Genomic DNA, 19,598 nt, shown 5'->3' with positions numbered 1-19,598 from the left:
CTAGTTCTCCAGAATGCGCTGCATGCGCTTGTCTTTATTTTGCCAAAGCTGGTTGAGCCATTGCTGGAAGCCGGCTCTGAATGCTTCATCAGCAAAGTAGTCCCCTTTGGCCTGAGCCGGAATTTCCAATACATTCACATCAATAATAACGCGACGCATCTGACCGCTCAGCATGGCCATCATCGGGTGCTTGCGGTTATCCGGGTACAGCAATGATATATCCAGCATATTGGTAAAAAGATCGCCCATGGTAGCAAGCGTAAATGCCACGCCACCGGCTTTTGGCGGCAACAACAGCTGGTACTCGCTTTTCTTGGTGGCATGTTTTACCGGAGTAAATCGCGTACCTTCAACAAAATTGATGACTGTAGTTGGGGTGCCGGTATAACGCTGACAATAGGCTTTGGTGGTTTCAATATCCTTGCCTTTTTTGTGCGGGTATTTTTTCAGGTAGGCAGCCGAATAGCGTCGCATAAACGGCATGTCCAGTGCCCAGGCCGCCAGGCCCACAAAAGGCAGCCAGATAAGCTCCTTTTTTAAAAAAAACTTCGGCGGGGGGATACGACCTACCGACAGCTCAATAAGCAGAATAATATCCAGATAACTTAAATGATTGGCAACCAGCAGATACCATTTTTCAGTGGAGACCGGCGCGCTGAAGCGGCGCTCAATGACCAGCGGGTTGAACAACCGGATAAGCAGCACACTGACCCGGCCAAACATCAGAAAAAAGATGTTCATCAGCGCAGTGAGCACCTTACGTAATATTGGTACAGGTAGAATCAGTTTGGCCAGGCCGAATATAATCACCAGACCACCGCAAATCGCCAGGTTGATAATTTGCAGGCTGGTATGAATAACAAAAATAAAGGGGGCTAGTAACACTCTCATAATGCTTTTTGGGTCGAGTCCATCGATGCCAGAAGGTTGTCCTTATTCGACCAGCGCTGATTCAGCCAGGCCTGAAAACGGGTACGTTGTTCGGGATCAGAAAAGTAGGTATCGCTGAAAAAGCCGCCTTCCATAATGGCTTTAATCGGCTCTACCTGAATATCCACTTCAATATTTTTCACTTTGCCACACACAAAATCCCAGTACGATGGCACACCGTCAGGGTAATTGATGGTGACATCTATCAGCTTATGTAACTGGTCTCCCATGGCTGACAGCACAAATGCCACGCCGCCGGCACGGGGTTTTAATAAATGGGTAAACGGAGACTGTTGCTGAGCATGTTTTTTGGGCGTAAACCGTGTTCCCTCAACAAAGTTCATAATGCTGACCGGCTTATGCTTAAATTTTTCACAGGCGCGACGGGTAGTTTCCATGTCTTTGCCTTTCATGTGCGGGTTTTTAGCCAGGTAGGATTTGGTGTACCGGCGCATAAAAGGAAAATCCAGAGCCCACCAGGCCAGGCCCAGAATGGGAACCCAAATCAGCTGTTGTTTTAAAAAAAATTTTAAAAACGGAATGCGACGATTGAACACCCGCTGTAAGACCAGAATATCGACCCAAGACTGATGGTTAGCCACCACCAGATACCAATCATTTCTGGACAACTGGTTTAGCCCGTTCACATCAAGTCTGGTTCTGCCCAGAACGCGCTGATTGATATTGTTCACGCTAATCCAGGCGGTGGCGCAGCCATCAAGCAGGTACGTGATAAAACGACGCCAGGCAGGAACCGGTATCAGCTTTAAAAATGACATTAAAAATATCGGCGTTGACCAGAACACCGTGTTCACAAAATACAGAATCACCGAAATGGTGCCCAGAATCGTGTGGCCAAGGGTTTTAAACATGATGTTTACCTCTTTTATTTGGCGCTTAGTGTAAACGAACTTGAACCAAAAACCGATAGACCCTTTACTGTTATTAATGACTTAACAAAAACGTTCTTACCACAATGCAAGGTCGTTCAAATATCTGTAGAGTTTGTGGGTCAGATTAAGCCAGTCGGTGCGAAAACAGGTGAACCGCAGGATAGAGGCTGATGCCGACATGCTCCCCGTTTTTTAAAAATGGTGAAACCATCTATCATGACAGAGTGACATATAGTGCATGGTCATATATCACCGCGTTAGTATTCAGCAGATATACAGTGTTATACAAGCGCCTGCTAACGCCTTCATTGTTCACCGATGAAGCCGAAAAACAGTAACCATGCCTTCGCGCTGATGCGTGAAGGTCAACAAATTTGCAGCAGTGTTCATCTATCGCGCTGCTGTTGTGTAAAAGGAGAGGCGTATATGAAGCTAATCAGCGAAAACCGGGCATTTGGAGGCACACATTGTCGTTATACCCATCATTCGCATACCACTCACTGTGACATGACTTTTGCGGTATTTTTGCCCCCGTTTGCTACCACAGTTAATCCGGTGCCGGTGCTATACTGGCTTTCCGGCCTGACCTGCACCGATGAAAATTTTATGCAGAAAGCCGGTGCTATGAAGCTGGCGGCTGAGCTGGGCATGGCGATTGTTGCACCAGATACCAGCCCGCGGGGCGAAGGGGTAGCCGACGATGAAAAAGGGGCGTATGACTTAGGCCTGGGCGCCGGATTTTATGTTAATGCCACCCAGGAGCCCTGGAAAGCCAACTACCAGATGTATGACTACATCACACAGGAATTGCCAGAGTTAATTGAGGACAACTTTCCGGTGACCGGTGAGCGGGCTATCAGCGGCCATTCAATGGGCGGTCACGGGGCATTGGTGATTGCTCTGCACAAGCCTGAGCGGTATGTGTCGGTGTCGGCATTCAGTCCGGTATCGAATCCGACGGAGTGTCCGTGGGGACACAAGGCATTTTCCGCGTATCTGGGCGATGATGTCGCAGCCTGGAAGCAATATGATGCTGCTCATTTACTGGCGCAGCAACAGCACTATATTCCCATTCTGGTGGAGCAGGGCAAGCAGGACCAGTTTTTAAATGAACAACTCAAGCCTGAAGCACTGATTAGTGCTGCGCAAAAATCTGATACCCAGCTTACGCTGAATATGCACGAAGGCTATGATCATAGTTACTTCTTTATTGCGTCATTTATTGAGGAGCATCTGCAATTTCATGCAGCGAACCTGGGGCTGATTTAGGCTAACCGGCTATCTTGGATTGGCCAGCGTAATTATACCATCATCCCTGAATCGCGCAGCGATATCCGGGATCTCCTTTGTGACCGTGACGACCTATAAAAGATGATATTTTCAATCAGCCAGGCTGTTCAGGAGACCCCTGCTTTCGCAGGGGCGACGGTATAAAGGAGGTTCCCTTTTGCACGGGAATGACGTTGTACTTCCTCTCGTCGTCCCGGAATCGCGTAGCGATATCCGGGATCTCCTTTTGGACATGACCGACATTAATAAATGTCGTTTTGAATCAGTCAGGCTGTTCAGGATATCCCCATTTTCACGGGGGCGACGGAAGGTAGTCTCAGAGTTCTCTCTGGGCACGTGACTAACCCTGACTCAGAACTTTGGGGATATATAATGACACCAGTAATCTTAGCGACTAGCTGGCCGACAACTCGCTATGCAGCTTTAACACTTTATCGCCATCGTCCTGTTTGACTAAGTAGGCGGGATTATCGTCACTGCCGTTACGAGTGACCTCTTCACCTTGCAATGTTTTGGTCACTGACTCTCTGAATACACCGGCGATATAGCCCTCGGCGGTGCCGTTTCCCCACTTCCAGCTCACTTTCTGATTAGTCTGGTAGGCTTTTGACATACTGCACTCCTGTGTTTTGATGAGTACTTGTTACGCCGCGCACAAACATAATGTTCATGGGCTTTATTTCAGTGCGACCACGTCATCGACGGTTTGTACCTGATTGCGACCCATATTTTTCGCCTGATATAGCGCACTATCGGCTGCTTCAAACAAAGCGGCCGCATTCAGTCTTAAATCCGTGGGTTTGACTGTCAGACCGGCGGAGATGGTGATTACCCGTTCTTTATCACCTCTTGCCTCATGCGCAATGCGGGCTTCGCGAACAATACTGACAATATCCTGTGCCTTGGCCATCGCTTGTCTGATGGAGGTATTTTCCAGCATGATGACAAATTCTTCACCACCGTATCTGAATACCCTGCTGTGAGCCGTGGAGGCGCGGCTTTTCAGTAACTCGGCGATCAGCGCCAGTGCCTCATCGCCCTGTGCATGGCCATAATGATCGTTGTAGTTTTTAAAAAAGTCGATATCCAGAATTAATAATGCAAAGTGTTGCGCCGTTGTTCTGTTTAACAAGGCGACAGACTGAAGATAGGTATCCATGGCCCGCCGGTTACCCAGTCCGGTGAGTGAGTCGGTCAGGCTGATTTTTTCCAGCGACTCATTGCGGCATAATAGCTCTCTTTGCTGCTCCTGCACCAGGTTTAGCAGGCCATCAAGTTGTTGCCCCAGCCGGCTAACTTCATTGCTCCCTGGCAACTGTGTTCGTTTACTGTAATCACCATGGGCAATTGAATAGGAGATAACGCTGAACAGGCGGGATACCGGTGTCACCAGCTTTTTATTAATCCACAGATAAAATAACAGCAAAACACCGGCACTAATCAGCAATCCTGCAATAAGTGAACTGTCAAATAGAGAGCTGTCAAATGGCTGAGGCCGGCGCGGCACACTTAACCCGAACAAGGGCGTTCCGCGGTAGTCTCTAACGCCCATAACCAGATAATCACTGTCGTGAGTGTAGGAATGCTGGTCGATATCATCATAAAAGGCATGAACAGTATCGGATGTTTTGTCGGAGTCAAATACGATCAGGGTAATATCATCTACCAGGCCTGGCGTAATACTTTCGACAAACTGCTCATCAATAAAGGTCCATACAATAGCTGTGCCGGCAGACGGCCCTTGCTCATCAGAGCGAAGAATACTGTGGGCCACCGCCAGAACAGGGCGATCATTTACCATTAAGAAATATGAACGAGGCCAAACGTCAGCATCATTTTTTAACAGTGTCTGAGTGACTGGCGCCATCGGATCATCAAACAGATTTTTGTCCATGACATCACCCGTTTTTGCCAGGCTTCTTCCGGTTATCAGGTGTTGTTGTTTATCGTAAAAATACCACCCGTTGATGCCTAACCGGCCATATGAGCCTTCGATAAAATAATTTTCTTCAAACCAGGCAACATCGTGTTGCAGTGTTGATTTATAAAACTCGTCCCACACTGCGTTATCGTAGAGCAGGGTTTCCAGTGCAGCGACTTGTTGCCTGAACTGAGAGGCAACCAGCTTGATATCGCTAGAGTCCTGTTGCGCCGCCATGGACTGCAATGCCGGCAATGTATACACATGACGAATGAATGTCTGGGCTAGCAATACAGAGCTACAGACTAGAAAAACAGCGAACAGTATTTCAGTACGCAGGCGAATTGACAGCTTCATGGGCCTGGTTTCGATAAAAACGTTAAAACAAGTATAGGCGCTTATTACTACATTAGGGCTTATATATTAATACGCAGGTAAGAAAACGCTCACCTTTAACCTATCGCTCAATAAGTTGGTGGCTTGAGTACCGTGAGCCAAAAAACAAGCCCGCCAGTAATGGCGTTTTTATCACACCAGACAGATAAGGCCCGGGCACTAGCCCGGGTTATCATTGTTACACTTTAAACTGACGAATCGACTGCTGCAGTTCTTCAGCCAGACGAGCAACCTCGTGACTGGATTCGGAGGTTTGCTGAGCACCGACGGTAGTTTCTTCGGCAATACCCACAATGGTTTCCAGTTTTTCGCTGATTTCCAGCGATACTGTGTTTTGTTCGCGGGCAGACTGTTCAATCTGAGAGCTGACATCATGGGCCCGGTGCACCGCAGTAGAAATGATATCCAGCGCCTGTGTGGCCTGTTCGGTTTGCGCCACGCAGACCGCGGTCTGCTCTTTACCCTGATTCATCACCATCACCGCACGCTCAGCGCCAGCCTGAAGCACTTCGATCATGGCATTGATTTCCTGCGTTGACTGCTGAGTCCGGCTGGCCAGCGTGCGCACTTCATCGGCTACTACCGCAAAACCTCGACCCTGTTCACCAGCGCGGGCTGCCTCTATGGCAGCGTTCAGGGCCAGCAAATTGGTCTGGTCGGCCACGCCGCGGATAACATCCAGAATACCGCCAATGCTGGCGCTGTCCTGATGCAGTTTGTTGATAACTTCTGCCGCTTCCTGCACATCGCGGGACAACACCTCAATGGTTTGTTTATTTTCCATCGAAATCTGACGGACTTTGTTCGCTTCGCTGTCAGCATTCTGAATCTCGCTCAGTGTATCTTCAGCATTGGTCATTACCAGCTGTGAGGTAGAATGCATTTGCGTGGTAGCTGTTGCCACCTGCGAAATCTGTGATTTTTGATCGTGAATAGAATGGGTGGTTTGTGAGGTTACCGCCGATGTTTCTTCTGAGGCGGCAGCCAGTTGCTCGGCACGGGTGTTGATGCCTACAATCAAAGCTTTCAGATTACCAATCAACTGATTACAGTTACGCGCCAGCTGGCCAAACTCATCCTGTGCCGAGTCGTCCAGACGGCGGGTCAAGTCACCGGAGGAGGCCACATTCAGCAGCTCATTGACCTGGTTTAGCGGACGGGTAATCGCCCGGACTGTGGCAAAACCGATAAACGCGGCAATAATCAGGGAAATAACCACAATACTGACAACAATGGTATTACCACTGCTGACTTTGTCACTGACCTGATTATCAATTTGCTCTGCCCGGCGATTGGTCAGCTCCAGCAAACGCTCCAGCTCAACAATAGCCTCACCGATGTTGGTGTCTGAACGGGTCAGCGCCTGTTGCGCGGCATTACGAAACGCCAGCCGGTCTACGTGTAGCTGCAACACACCGTCGGCTGCGGTAATCGCATTTAATGCATCACCCACCAGTTCATTAATTTCATCCAGCGTACCGGTGTTATCCATCCCGCCGGCGATTTGCACCATAGACGACAACTGACTGCCGGCATTATCCACAACCAGTTTCACTTCATTACCTAATGTCTGCGCGCGTACCAGTGAGTCAGTTTTGACATATTCATTGGTCACGGTAAGCAGCGATAACAGCGTAGTCTCAAGCTCACTGCCGGCTTTTGCAGCCTGTTGCAGGGCAGGGGTACTGCGCACGACATCCAGATCAGAAAAGTCCAGCAGCAGGGTGGAAGCATCATCGGCACCGTCTTCGGCATCACCGATCCGATCGCTGATGGTGTTACGCATGTTCATGTACTGCAGGTGGCTTTGATACATTTTTTCCACATTGGTGGTGTAAGCCTGATAGGTGGTGTTAATTTTATTCAGAGACTGCTGCAGTTCGCTGTCGTTACTGACAATGGTATCAAGATGCTGATAGGTACGCTGAAAGAGTTGTTTGTTTTGCTCAAAGCTGGCCTGTTTCTCTTTCAGGCCCCGCAATTCTTCTTCGATATAAGCTTCAAAGGTAAGCCGGCCCATATTTAAAAATGTGGCTTTTAAGGTATTGCTGCCTGACAGGGTTGGTATGGCGACCTGATTTACTTCTTCGGTTGCTGAGCCCACCGCATTTAAGTTTAGTAGAGAAGAAATACTGATTACTACCAGTAATAAGCTAATGGTTAAAAAACCACCTATAATACGCATGGCTACGGTAATTTTCATCACTACTCCGTCAGATGCAAAATTGTTATTTAATTATTCTAGCTAGCACTTAATTATTACTAAATATGTTGTTTTCTGCACCAGTTAATTGTCTGAATTTGCAGCGCAAAAAATATCTAGCCTGGTCTGGTTAAATTTTATCGGCCCAACAGGAAGATACTTTACCCGACTTCAGGAAAAAGAAAGAGTGGGCGAGTTATCCTTAGGTATAAAGTTTAATGAATGTGAAAAAAGAGATTTTCAAAACAGGAAGTTAGGATGAAAGGGAGTAAAAACACAGCCTGCGGGGAATTTACAGGCTGTAAGATATGAATCAGGCAGAAAAACAGATGCGCCTGCCGTCTTCCAGGCGCAGGGCGGTCATCGTATTGCCCCAGACATAACCGGTGTCCAGACCAATGATACGTGGATCACTGGTCTCTCCGTCCAGTGCGGCCCAGTGCCCAAATACAATATGCTGGTCAGCCGGCAAGCGGGCAGTGGCCAGTTTATACCAGGGTTGAATCAGCGGGTCGGCGGCGGGAGGCGCGCCTTTTTCATGCATATCCAGCTCAAAATTTGCCGTCACAAATCGCATTCTGGTGCAGGCATTAATAATAAAACGCAGACGTGGCATTCCTTTTAGCGACTTATCCCAGCACTCAGGGCCATTCCCGTACATGCCCTGCAGCACACTCAGGTAGTCTGGTGAAGACAACACGGCCTCTACTTCTGCGCTGTATTTAAGAAGATCATCAGGTGTCCAGGCAGGGTATAGCCCAGCATGTACCATCACATGCTGAGAAGATATCCGGCTGGCCAGCGGAAACTGTCGCAGCCATTGGCTGATTTCAGCTTTGCGCGGGCTTTTAAGCAGATTGCCCACCCGATCCTTTTTATTCGGCGACTTAATCCCTTCCATCACCGCCAGCAGGTGTAAATCGTGGTTACCGAGCACCGTATGAAAGCGGTCACCCAGACTCATTAAATATTCAACCGTGGCCAGGGAGTTTTCCCCCCGGGCCACCAGATCGCCCACCGCCAGCAGACGATCCCGGTCAGGATCAAACTTGCACTTGTTCAACAGCCCGATAAGACCGTTGTAACATCCCTGAATGTCTCCCACGACAAGGGTCTGGGCTTTGCCTGACATAGCTAGCTCCGAAATATTCTGACAATAGGGAATTTAGTGAATAGTATTGGGTACAGCTAAACGAAAGACTTCGATCGGTACACGCAATGTTTCACCGCCATGAACCTGCATATCATAATAGCCTTCCATGGTGCCCACCGGGGTGTCCAGAATAGCACCACTGGTGTACTGAAATTCTTCACCCGGCGCCAGCAGAGGCTGTTTACCTACCACACCTTCACCCTGAACCTCGGACTTTTTGCCCGTGCCATCAGTAATCAGCCAGTAGCGACTCATCAGCTGCACCTGGGTATCGCTGTGATTGGTGATGGTAATCTGATAAGCAAACGCGTACTTGTTCTCGTCGCTGGCCGGATGGTCCGACAAATGACGGGTCTGTACCACCACTTTAATTAAATCAGCCTGACTCACAGAGATATTGCCTCCTGCTGCTGGCTGACATAATTGGCAATGGTCGCAAAGTCCTGCAACGACAAGGTTTCCGCCCGGGCGCCCGGGTTCAGGCCCAGATCCGCCAGTGCCTGCTCTTCAATGCAGTCTTTAAGGCTGTTGCGAATAGTTTTACGGCGCTGGTTAAATGCCTGTGCACAGACCCGCTCCAAGGTACACACTGACTCAACATCCACTGGTGGTGTGGCATGGGGAATCAGCCGCACTACGGCAGAGTCTACTTTAGGCGCCGGTTTAAACGCACCGGGTGGTACGGTGAGAACCGGCATCACAGCACAGTAGTACTGCGCCATCACTGATAAGCGTCCGTAGCTTTTCGAGCCCGGGCCTGCGGCCAGGCGGTTCACCACTTCTTTTTGTAACATAAAGTGCATGTCGCTGATGCTGCTGGCATAGTCGAACAAATGAAACATCAGTGGCGTGGAAATATTATATGGCAGGTTACCAAATACCCGCAGCGGCTTGTCCGGGTTGGGCAGGTTGTCTTTTACCGTGGCAAAATCCAGAGTCAGGGCATCCTGTTCAATAATATTCAGCTTGTCGCCATGAAACGGGTGTTCGTTTAAACGCTTGGCCAGATCCCGGTCCAGTTCGACGACGGTCAGGGCGTTAACACGTTCACATACCGGGTCGGTCAGGGCGCCCAGTCCCGGGCCGATTTCCAGCAGGTTTTCACCATTTTGTGGGTTAATTGCATTAACGATTTGTTCAATCACATAATCGTCATGCAGGAAGTTCTGGCCAAACCGCTTACGCGCGGTATGACCTAAATGGGTTTTACTCATAATTGACTGTTCGCCAGTTCGATGGCTTTTTCCAGCGCCTTGTGGAAACTGCCCGCATCTGCCTTACCGGAGCCGGCTAAATCAGTCGCCGTGCCGTGATCAACAGAAGTGCGGATAAATGGCAGTCCCATGGTGATATTCACCGATGCGCCAAAGCCTTTAAATTTCAATACAGGTAAGCCCTGATCATGGTACATCGCTAACACAACGTCAGCGTCATCCAGATACTTGGGCTGAAATATCGTATCAGCCGGCAACGGGCCGGTCAGCTTGATACCTTCCTCACGCAGTTTTTCCAGCGCAGGAATAATTGTCAGAATTTCTTCTTTACCAATGTGGCCATTTTCACCGGCGTGCGGGTTGAGTCCGCATACATAGATATGCGGCTCAGCAATACCGAATTTCTTTTTCAAATCATGATCAATGATTCGAATCACCCGATGCAGCCGCTCTTCGGTAATCGCTTTTGCCACATATTCCAGCGGAATATGTGTGGTTGCCAGCGCAACATTCAAGCCCTTGGTGGCCAGCAGCATTACCACATCGATGGTATTAGACTGATAGGCAAAGTATTCAGTGTGACCTGAAAACGATACCCCGGCTTCATTGATAATGCCTTTATGAACAGGGCCGGTTACCACTGCATCAAAGCCTTCTTCCATATTGGCATGGCAGGCCTGGCGCAAGGTTTCGACCACGTACTGGCCGTTAGCGGCATCCAGCTGACCGGCTACCACAGGGGCATCGGCGTCAATTTGCCGGATAAACAGCTCAGACACACGTTGGGTCCGATCACCCGCACTGTCAAAAGGGGTCAGAGTTAATGGGAGGCCGAGTTGGCGGGCGCGCGCTTCCAGCACCCTGCCATCGGCAAAAACCACCAGTTGTGCGTCCCACTGCTGTTGGGCCAGCTGAATAATCAAGTCTGGCCCGATACCGGCGGGTTCGCCCGGTGTTACTGCTATTTTTAATGGAGTCATACGTATATTGTGACGGCTTTCCTACAACACTTCAATGTATGCTGCATCACGCATTTCACGTAGCCAGGTTTCGGTCTCTTCTTTGAACTTACGGTTGAAGATAAGCTGATAGGCTTTATCTTCCTTACGTTTTTCGGTGGCATCATCAAAGCGACGGTCTTCCAGCTGAATTAAATGCCAGCCATGAGTAGAGCGGATTGGCTGGCTGTATTCGCCTGGCTCCAGATTCGACAGGGCTTTTTTGAATGCCGGTACATAGTTATTTGGATCCGCCCAGCCCAGCTCACCGCCTTTTAGTGCCGAGCCCGGATCATCTGAGTTTTCCTTGGCTAGTTTGGCAAAGTCGGCGTCACCATCAATCACCTGCTGACGGAATTTTTCCAGCTTGGCTTTGGCCTTTTCTTCGCTCAGGATAATCGAAGGTTTGATCAGAATGTGGCGTGATTTCACCTCTTCAATAGTGACCTTTTCAATACCCCGGGTGTCTTTAATTTTCAGGATGTGAAAACCGGCACCGCTTCGGATCGGACCAATCAGCGTGCCTTTTTCCTTGCCCTGTACGGCTTCAGCAAACAGAGTTGGCATAGAGTTGATGTTCAGCCAGCCCATGTTACCGCCTTCCAGCGCTTCACTGCCAGATGATGAGGTAATGGCAATGCGATTAAAGTCAGAACCATTGTTAAGCAGTTCGATAACTTTTTCAGCACGGCTACGGGCTTCTTCAACCTGTTCTTCGCTTGGGCCTGAAGGTAACCCAATCAGGATGTGACCCAGATTGTATTCGGCCTGCTCAGCGCCTTGCTCGTCCATCAGCTTGACCAGCGAGTTGACTTCCTGCGGCGTGATATAGATACGGCGGCGCACATTAGCCCGACGAACCTCGCCGGTAATCAGCTCCTGGCGCACATCTTCACGATAGTCATCATAGCTGATGCCTTCTTTTTTCAGCTCTTCACGTAACGCAGTAATACTGATGTTCTGGTTTTGCGCGATATTGCCAATGGTTTGTTCCAGTTGCGGATCAGACACCTGGATCCCCATGCGGTCAGCCATTTGCATCTGCAGGTTTTGCAGAATCAGACGTTCAATGGCCTGCGTGCGCAGAACACGGTCAGACGGCAGTTTTTGTTCTTCGTTTTGAGCGTTGCGCTTAACATCATCGACCAACGCCTCGATTTCACTTTCCAGAATAACGCCCTGGTCAACGATTACCGCCACGCGGTCCAGTGAAACTTGCTGCGCCCATGCCGACACCGTCAGCAGGGCACTTAAACACATAGCCCGGATAATGAACTTCATAATTACTCTTTATTGTCGTTAATTTCACTGCCAGCCAGCGTGGCCGCAGCAGGGTAAATCAATTCAGGTTATAAGGTTGCCGGTAGCCAAACATGCCATCTTCAAGCATGCTGCGGCTGGAACGACTGGAGCCCATACCTTTGAAAATAAACTGCAAACTAATACCAGAATCGTACTCTTCTGTCGATTGCTGTCCATCTACGGTAAAGCGATTACTCAGGCTACGCTGCGCCACAACCTGCACTGCCCAGCAGCAAGACTCGTATTGCACGCCAAAGTAATTTTCAATGCTTCGGTTACGTTCTACATCACGGAATGTGCGGCCGACCCAATGCCAGTTCTCATTGATTGGCCAGCTGGCCGACAGGCCAACCTGATCAATAGTTTCACCGCTTAACTCGCGCACATACCGGTGAGTTAACTGCACCAGACTTTCATCGTCCTGACGATATTCAAACGTCAAGCTGCTACGGTCAACCTTATCAGTCTGGGTAGCAATCTGAATATCACTGTGAAAATTCCAGCGAGATGACAGACGCCAGTCCAGTTCAGCGGCTAACGCAGAACGGTCCTGATCCTCGCCCGGCGATTTTACCCGATTATCATCAAGGTAGAATATCTGACCCAGGCTAATGGCAAATTGTTCCCGGTTCTGTTCATCAAGAATCCGGGAGGTCATTCCCACCGTCACCTGATTGTTATCATTAATCCGGTCAAGACCAGTGAACTCACGGCCACGGAACAGACCTTCCACATCGGTCACCAGCACCGTGGTGTCGTACAGCCCGATATTGCTCTGGTCTTCATACGAGGTGTACAGGTACTGTACTTTGGGTTCAAAAGTCATGGTGTCGGTGTCGTTAAACCAGCTGCCGTCACGCTCAAAATACAAGGTACCGAATAAGCGTCCCTGACCCAGCGTACGATTAACGTCTTCTTCCAGCGCGGTGCCTTCCACATTGTCCTGGCGATAATACGTATTTAATAAAGTGGCTTCGGCAATCAGCTCACCCCAATGCCGCCGATAAGGCAGCGACAGTGTGGGCGCTACGTGAAAACGCATGGCTGTTGGCCGGCTGTCATCCTGATTGTCAAAATACGCCAGTTCAGAATTCAGTTTGAACTCAAACAGGCCGCCAAATGGCTCGGTGACTTTCAGACGGGCTTCTGGCAGTGCCCGGTAACCATCGGTCTGCGTACCCAATGTCTCAAAATCGCGGATATGTAAGTCCAGCGTCATGTTTTCGGCGTAATAATTCAGTCCGACCGTACGAAACAGGTAAGCATCGGCCCGGTTATAATAGTCAGAGCCCAAATCTACAATGTAGTTATCATCACTGAGACCATTAACATCCACACCCACGGTCCAGTGTTCACCCAGATAACCATCATGTTTAATCCGGTAGAAATAGCGATCCTCATTATTGGGGGTATCGCTATCAGAAGGCAGGTACTCAACATCAAAGATGCTATAACCCTGTTCGCTTAAATAACGAAATTCTGATTTAAGCTGCACGCCGCGATTGGTCATCACCCGTGGCGACAAGGTCAGGTCATAGTTAGGCGCGAGATTCCAGTAAAATGGCTGCTCGTAATCGACCCCGGCATTAGATGAGCTGCTGATTTGCGGAAACAGCAAGCCGGTCTGACGCTGATTGCTGACCGGAAACGCAAAGTAGGGTAAATAGAACACCGGAATATTGCCGACATAAAACCGGGTGTTTTTGGCTACGCCCCACAACGAGTCGCGCTCAATCTGAATTTCCGAAGCCCGGATAGACCAGTCCTCATCACCGGCCGGACAGGTAGTGAATCGGACATCGTTCAGGTTCAGCCCCTCGGCGGCGGTCAGATTGATCACCTCGGCATCGCCCCGGCCGTTAGAGCCGGCAAGATTGTACTCGGTCTGGGTCATCCTGAGTGTTTCGGCGACCGAGTTCAGCGAAACCTGATCACTTTTGACCTGTAACTGTGCATCGGTGTAGACAACATCGCCACTGGCTTCCAGCTGACGGCCGTTGTCCTGTATGCGGGCTTCATCGGCGGTAATGTTGGCAGCATCAGAGGTAATATTGACGTTACCGCTGAAATTTGCCACCCGTTTGGATAAAAACTCTGTCTGTTGTGCTTCTACTTTTACCTGCCCTGCGGGCATCAGTTTCTGCGAAGTAAACTGCACGGGGGAAGCCGGGCACAACACGCTGTTGTCCTGACTTTGGTCGCCGGATTGCGAGGTTTGCTGCTCAGCGTGTGCCTGTTGCCAGCCAAGAGCAAAAAGTAATATGGATGCGCAGGTCTTTTTCATGCGAAGGTGAATGGCCTGTAAATGGTACTGTCCGGGTAAGCTGCCAGCATCAGATGATGGCAACAATAATACTGTCCTGTACTGAGCCTGATGGTCAAAATCCTTAATGACGGGCGCGTAAAACAGCCGCTAATTCTAAGCACTTATTCACCAATAACCAACCGCCAGCCAGAAAAAAACCATCAAAAATACAGTATTGCTCACAATTGAATGTAAAAACAGTGTTCAGCGTACATTTCGTAGCCCGGCGTTGAGTTGCGGCAAACTGTCTCAATATCTCATGACTTATTGTATAGTGTTGTGATTCACTAGGATAAATACCCTGTCACGGGGCGGACAAGCTATTATCCCTGATGGGGAAGGAGAAAACGAACGATGCCATTTTGGGGCAAGGTGCTGGGGCTGATTTTCGGCTTTATGTTTTTAAAAATTCCCGGTGCGATTCTGGGCGTTATTGTGGGACATTTGTTTGACCGGGCCTACAGTCAGGACTTTAACAAAATGGGCGGTTTTGGCCGTTTTTTTACCGACCAGTCCGGGCTTAAGCAGCAGGCCATTTTCTTCCACAGTCTGTTTGCTGCGTTAGGCCATCTGGCCAAATCTGATGGTCAGGTTACCGAGCGGGAAATACAGCTGGCCTCGGCCCTGATGGATGAGATGCAGCTGCACGGTGATGCCCGGCGCGAAGCCCAGGAAGCCTATCGCGAAGGCAAGGCGTCTGATTATCCGATTGTTGATACGCTTAAAAATCTGTATGAAAACTGTCACGGGCGCCGGGATATTCTGCAGATGTTTCTGGAAATTCTGATTCAGGCTGCGTTTGTCGACGGCAACCTGTCAAAAGCAGAATTACGGGTTCTGGAAAAAGTGGCTCAGGCACTGGGCTTTAAACGTCAGGATCTGGAATTTTTACTGGCTGCCTATGACGCCCAGGTGCGTTTTCGTCAGCGCGGCTCGCGTCAGCAAGCCGGCAGTAGTTATACCGAAACGCAGTCATTGGACGATGCCTATCAGATTATTGGTGTCAGCGCTAATGATGATGAGAAAACCATCAAGCGGGCTTATCGCAAACGGATGTCAGAACATCACCCGGATAAACTGGCCTCAAAAGGGCTACCGCAGCAGGCGCTGGATATGGCTAAAAAGAAAACCCAGGACATTCAGGCTGCCTATGAGCTGATCAAAGAGCGGCGCGGGTTCTGATGAGCACGCGGCCTCTGCCATCACAAGCCAGTCAGCAGCATATTGATGCTTTTATTGACATGTTGTGGCTGGAAAAAGGCTTAAGTGAACATACTCAGAGCAGTTATCGCACTGATTTGACCAAGCTGGCCCTGTTTTGCCAGCAGGCCGGCGAACCGGACATCAGCTATGTTACTCAAGAGCTGATCGAAGAGTATCTGGCCGAGCGTCATGCACAAGGCTTATCAGCACGCAGTACTCAGCGCGCTATGAGTGCCATGCGGGCTTTTTATACCTGGCTTATCAGTCAGCACCGGCGCAGTGATAATCCGGTATCACAACTGCACAATCCGAAACTGCCACAACGATTACCCTCTTCACTCAGTGAACAGCAGGTTGATGATCTGCTCAATGCGCCGAATCTGGATGATCCGATAGAGTGCCGTGACCGCTGTATGCTGGAAGTATTGTATGCCACGGGATTGCGGGTCAGTGAGCTGACCGGGCTGCTGGTAGAGCAGGTTAATATGCAGCAGGGCGTGGTCAGAGTGACCGGTAAAGGCAATAAAGAACGACTGGTCCCTCTGGGCGAGGATGCGCTGGACTGGATTGATACCTATGTGCGAGAAGCTCGCCCCGCGTTGATAAAAGGTGCGTCTGAGCTGTTGTTTGTCAGTCGGCGGGGCACCCGGATGACGCGCCAGACCTTTTGGCACCGGATTAAGGAATATGCCATTCGAGCCGGGATCACGGCGCATCTTTCGCCGCATACCCTGCGTCATGCCTTTGCCACTCATCTGCTCAATCATGGTGCCGATTTACGCGTGGTGCAGATGCTGCTGGGACACAGCGATTTGTCCACCACCCAGATTTATACCCATGTGGCAACCGAACGCTTACAAAACCTGATTCAGACCCATCATCCCAGAGGGTAAGCGCATATCGGCCGGCACGGTGGTATGCTAGTATTTTATGAAAGTAAACAGCGTGTCATGCGGTCTGATTCAGGCAATGTGTCAATGCGCTACCAAGGAGATTTTGTGTTAAAACCAATGTTAAAGCTGGCTGGTGCCGCTGCATTATTGTCGTACAGCATGGCTGGCATGGCGGCAGATGTAAAATCCAAGCTGGAAAGCCAGCTGGGGCTGGAGGTTTCGGCCGTTGCAGACTCGCCCATCGAAGGTTTACAGCAGGTTACCACGAATAAAGGGCTGTTTTATGTCAGTGACAACGGCCAGTACTTTTTGCAGGCCCGGATTTTTGATATCGATAACGGAATGCAAAATGTGACTGAGCAGTCCCTGGCCACAATGCGTCTGAATGGCATCAAACAGTTTGAAGGCTCAGCCATTGAATTTAATGCCAAAAATGAAAAACACGTGATCACGGTATTTACCGACATTACCTGTGGTTACTGCCGTAAAATGCACAAAGAAATTGATCAGCTTAATGCGCTGGGTATTTCGGTACATTATCTGGCGTTTCCCCGTGCTGGCCTGAACTCTAAAGTGTACGACGAGATGGTATCGGTGTGGTGCGCCAGGGATCCTAAAGCGGCGCTGACTGCGGCTAAGCAGGATAAAAGCGTGAAAGCCGCAAGCTGCGACAATAAGGTGGCTGAGCAGTTTGAGTTTGGACAGTCTATTGGGGTTAATGGCACGCCAAATATAATTTTAGAAGACGGGACTCTGATCCCGGGTTATCAGCCTGCTGGTGTACTGGCACAAGCACTGGACGGTTAACTGACCCATCTGATCTGACGGGCAGGCTACATAAGCTGCCCGTTAGGCGTTATCATAGGGGCTGACTCATTTTGCTGTAAAAGGTGTGTAGACCCTATGGGATTGCCAATCATCCGGCGCGAACTCAGCGCTGCCTCTTTGTGTGACTCGCTTCATCCGGTATTACAACGGGTATACCGTGGACGTAATATAACCACGATGGATGAACTGGACACCACCGCGCAGTCTCTTTCCCATTACAATCAGCTTAAAGGTATTGATACCGCAGCTGAATTGTTGTGTCAGGCCATTTATGAGCATAAACAGGTGACCATTGTTGGCGATTTTGATGCTGATGGTGCTACCAGTACCGCTATTTGTGTGCTGGCGCTGCGCCAGATGGGGCTCAACAATGTTCATTATCTGGTCCCCAACCGGTTTGATTTTGGCTATGGTTTAAGCGAACAGATTGTTGATATTGCCTGCGATGAGGGCGCTGAAGTTATTTTAACCGTGGATAACGGGATTGCCTGCTTGCCCGGCGTCAGGCGCGCCAAAGAACGTGGGGCAACCGTGATCGTTACCGATCACCACCTGCCCGGTGAAACCCTGCCCAATGCCGATGCCATTGTTAATCCTAACCAGCCGGGCTGCGAGTTTGGCTCGAAAAACCTGGCCGGTGTGGGGGTGGCTTTTTATCTGATGCTGGCGATCCGTGCCCGCCTGCAGGCCGAAGACTGGTTTACCCGCCAGCAGATGGCGGCACCGAATCTGGCCAATCTGCTGGATATTGTGGCCGTAGGCACGGTCGCTGACGTGGTGGTGCTGGATAAAAACAACCGGATCCTGGTGCATCAGGGCTTACAGCGCATTCGGGCTGGCAAGTGCCGGCCGGGTATCAAAGCATTGTTTGAAGTAGCAAACCGTGAACTGGGCCGGGTAGGCGCCTCGGATTTAGGTTTTGTAGCCGGTCCGCGGCTTAATGCCGCAGGGCGACTGGATGATATGGCGCTGGGGATAGAATGTTTGCTCTGTGATGACCCCATGCAGGCGCGGTATATGGCCAGTGAGCTGGACCGGCTCAATCAGCAGCGCCGTACCATCGAAACCGATATGAAAGCAGACGCCGAAGCGGCAATATCAGCCGTAACCATGGATATGGAAACCCCGCCGCCGGCGCTGGTCATCTATAACAAAGATTTTCATCAGGGTGTAATTGGCATTGTGGCCGGGCGCATCAAGGAAAAGTACAAGCGGCCCACCATTGCCTTTGCGCATGACGATGAGTACACCATTAAAGGTTCGGCGCGCTCTGTCCCTGGGGTGCATATTCGTGATGTGCTTGAAGAGGTCAATTTACAAAGCCCAGGCCTGATTCCCAAATTTGGCGGCCATGCCATGGCAGCGGGTTTATCTTTGCCCCTTGAGTCGCTGGTGGAGTTCGAGCGCTGCTTTTCACAGGTAGTAGAGCGTCATCTGGCCCAGGCCGGTCAGGTCGATGCGATTGTGACCGACGGTGAGCTGTCTGAGCATGAGCTTAACCTTTCGGTGGCCCACATTCTGCGTCAGGCCGTGCCGTTTGGGCAGGGATTTGAAGCCCCTTTGTTTGACGGTGTATTTGAAGTGGTGAATCAGCGCCTGCTTAAAGGTCTGCACCTGAAAATGGCCCTGCGGCTGACCTCCGGTGAAGAAGTGGATGCTATTGCTTTTAATGTGGATGCCAATGCCTGGCCAAATACCTCCATCCGGTATGTGCAGCTGGCGTACCAGCTCGATGTGAATGTCTTTCGCGGGCAGGAAACGGTGCAGCTGCTGGTGCAGGAGATTACCGCCTGTGACCAGTGATGCCGATAAACTGTTAAGCAAGCATCAGTCGCTGATTCACAGTGAGAATCAGCGGGTGGTGTCGCATGTGCAGCGCGAAGAAGGCGAGTGGGTACGTCATACTGTGATGCTGGAAGGCTATGATGTGCCGTTTATCTTTAAGCGCAAGAAGCGTTACAAACCGCTGGTTGGCGCCCGGGTCAATCTCACTTACTACCTGCATAGTGAAGAGGTGGCAGGCATCCCCTTTGAACAAATGAAAGTGGTTCGGATTAAACGTAGTTAGG

Annotated in this window: 17 protein-coding genes; 6 read left to right on the top strand and 11 right to left on the bottom strand. The window is 50.1% G+C overall.

Features of this window, described 5'->3' with window-relative positions; all coding sequences use genetic code 11:
- Together EZV72_RS15215 and EZV72_RS15210 are read right to left on the bottom strand one after the other, a co-directional pair.
- A complete protein-coding gene (locus EZV72_RS15215; protein WP_137168029.1) occupies positions 1-894 on the bottom strand; it encodes an acyltransferase in 894 nt (297 codons plus the stop codon).
- Positions 888-1,802, bottom strand: a complete 915-nt coding sequence (locus EZV72_RS15210; RefSeq protein WP_137168028.1) for an acyltransferase — start codon at positions 1,800-1,802, stop codon at positions 888-890. The genes EZV72_RS15215 and EZV72_RS15210 overlap by 7 nt, the downstream gene beginning before the upstream one ends.
- A 447-nt stretch (positions 1,803-2,249) precedes the next feature.
- Between EZV72_RS15210 and fghA the strand changes: the two genes are divergently transcribed.
- A complete protein-coding gene (fghA, locus tag EZV72_RS15205; protein WP_137168027.1) occupies positions 2,250-3,092 on the top strand; it encodes an S-formylglutathione hydrolase in 843 nt (280 codons plus the stop codon).
- 415 nt (positions 3,093-3,507) lie between these two features.
- Here fghA and EZV72_RS15200 read toward each other — a convergent pair whose 3' ends face one another.
- From EZV72_RS15200 to EZV72_RS15160, 9 genes are all read right to left on the bottom strand, one after another.
- Positions 3,508-3,726, bottom strand: coding sequence for a hypervirulence associated TUDOR domain-containing protein (locus EZV72_RS15200; RefSeq protein ID WP_137168026.1), 219 nt, complete (start codon positions 3,724-3,726; stop codon positions 3,508-3,510).
- Positions 3,727-3,789: 63 nt separating this feature from the next.
- Positions 3,790-5,391 (bottom strand): sensor domain-containing diguanylate cyclase, encoded by a 1,602-nt coding sequence (locus EZV72_RS15195; protein ID WP_137168025.1) that lies wholly within the window; start codon positions 5,389-5,391, stop codon positions 3,790-3,792.
- A gap of 217 nt (positions 5,392-5,608) precedes the next feature.
- Complete coding sequence (locus tag EZV72_RS15190; RefSeq protein WP_137168024.1) at positions 5,609-7,633, bottom strand: HAMP domain-containing methyl-accepting chemotaxis protein; 2,025 nt, start codon at positions 7,631-7,633, stop codon at positions 5,609-5,611.
- A 313-nt stretch (positions 7,634-7,946) separates the two neighbouring features.
- A complete protein-coding gene (locus EZV72_RS15185; protein ID WP_137168023.1) occupies positions 7,947-8,765 on the bottom strand; it encodes a symmetrical bis(5'-nucleosyl)-tetraphosphatase in 819 nt (272 codons plus the stop codon).
- A 33-nt stretch (positions 8,766-8,798) separates the two neighbouring features.
- Complete coding sequence (gene apaG, locus EZV72_RS15180) at positions 8,799-9,176, bottom strand: Co2+/Mg2+ efflux protein ApaG (RefSeq protein ID WP_137168022.1); 378 nt, start codon at positions 9,174-9,176, stop codon at positions 8,799-8,801.
- Entirely contained in the window at positions 9,173-10,000 is an 828-nt protein-coding gene (rsmA, locus tag EZV72_RS15175; protein WP_137168021.1) for a 16S rRNA (adenine(1518)-N(6)/adenine(1519)-N(6))-dimethyltransferase RsmA, read from the bottom strand. The genes apaG and rsmA overlap by 4 nt, the downstream gene beginning before the upstream one ends.
- On the bottom strand, positions 9,997-10,980 hold the full coding sequence (pdxA, locus tag EZV72_RS15170; RefSeq protein ID WP_137168020.1) for a 4-hydroxythreonine-4-phosphate dehydrogenase PdxA: 984 nt from the start codon (positions 10,978-10,980) through the stop codon (positions 9,997-9,999). The genes rsmA and pdxA overlap by 4 nt, the downstream gene beginning before the upstream one ends.
- A gap of 21 nt (positions 10,981-11,001) precedes the next feature.
- Complete coding sequence (gene surA, locus EZV72_RS15165; protein ID WP_137168019.1) at positions 11,002-12,279, bottom strand: peptidylprolyl isomerase SurA; 1,278 nt, start codon at positions 12,277-12,279, stop codon at positions 11,002-11,004.
- A gap of 58 nt (positions 12,280-12,337) precedes the next feature.
- Positions 12,338-14,650 carry an LPS-assembly protein LptD gene (locus EZV72_RS15160; protein WP_232364439.1) on the bottom strand — a complete coding sequence of 771 codons (2,313 nt, stop codon included), beginning with the start codon at positions 14,648-14,650 and terminating at the stop codon, positions 12,338-12,340.
- Between the two features lie 309 nt (positions 14,651-14,959).
- Between EZV72_RS15160 and djlA the strand changes: the two genes are divergently transcribed.
- The 5 genes from djlA (at position 14,960) to EZV72_RS15135 (ending at position 19,597) form a co-directional block, all read left to right on the top strand.
- Positions 14,960-15,787, top strand: coding sequence for a co-chaperone DjlA (gene djlA / locus EZV72_RS15155; RefSeq protein ID WP_137168018.1), 828 nt, complete (start codon positions 14,960-14,962; stop codon positions 15,785-15,787).
- Positions 15,787-16,701, top strand: a complete 915-nt coding sequence (gene xerD / locus EZV72_RS15150) for a site-specific tyrosine recombinase XerD (RefSeq protein WP_137168017.1) — start codon at positions 15,787-15,789, stop codon at positions 16,699-16,701. Before djlA ends, xerD begins: the two co-directional genes overlap by 1 nt.
- Before the next feature lie 84 nt (positions 16,702-16,785).
- Positions 16,786-17,508 (top strand): bifunctional protein-disulfide isomerase/oxidoreductase DsbC, encoded by a 723-nt coding sequence (dsbC, locus tag EZV72_RS15145; RefSeq protein WP_408640820.1) that lies wholly within the window; start codon positions 16,786-16,788, stop codon positions 17,506-17,508.
- Positions 17,509-17,604: 96 nt separating this feature from the next.
- Positions 17,605-19,332 (top strand): single-stranded-DNA-specific exonuclease RecJ, encoded by a 1,728-nt coding sequence (recJ, locus tag EZV72_RS15140; RefSeq protein ID WP_137168016.1) that lies wholly within the window; start codon positions 17,605-17,607, stop codon positions 19,330-19,332.
- Positions 19,322-19,597 carry a hypothetical protein gene (locus EZV72_RS15135; RefSeq protein WP_137168015.1) on the top strand — a complete coding sequence of 92 codons (276 nt, stop codon included), beginning with the start codon at positions 19,322-19,324 and terminating at the stop codon, positions 19,595-19,597. Before recJ ends, EZV72_RS15135 begins: the two co-directional genes overlap by 11 nt.
- Position 19,598: the final 1 nt, after the last annotated feature.

This window comes from Salinimonas lutimaris, assembly GCF_005222225.1.
In the GTDB taxonomy this organism is placed as follows: Bacteria; Pseudomonadota; Gammaproteobacteria; order Enterobacterales; family Alteromonadaceae; genus Alteromonas; species Alteromonas lutimaris.
The sequence above is the reverse complement of the archived record's forward strand: the minus strand, read 5'-3'. Positions and strand labels throughout refer to the sequence as shown.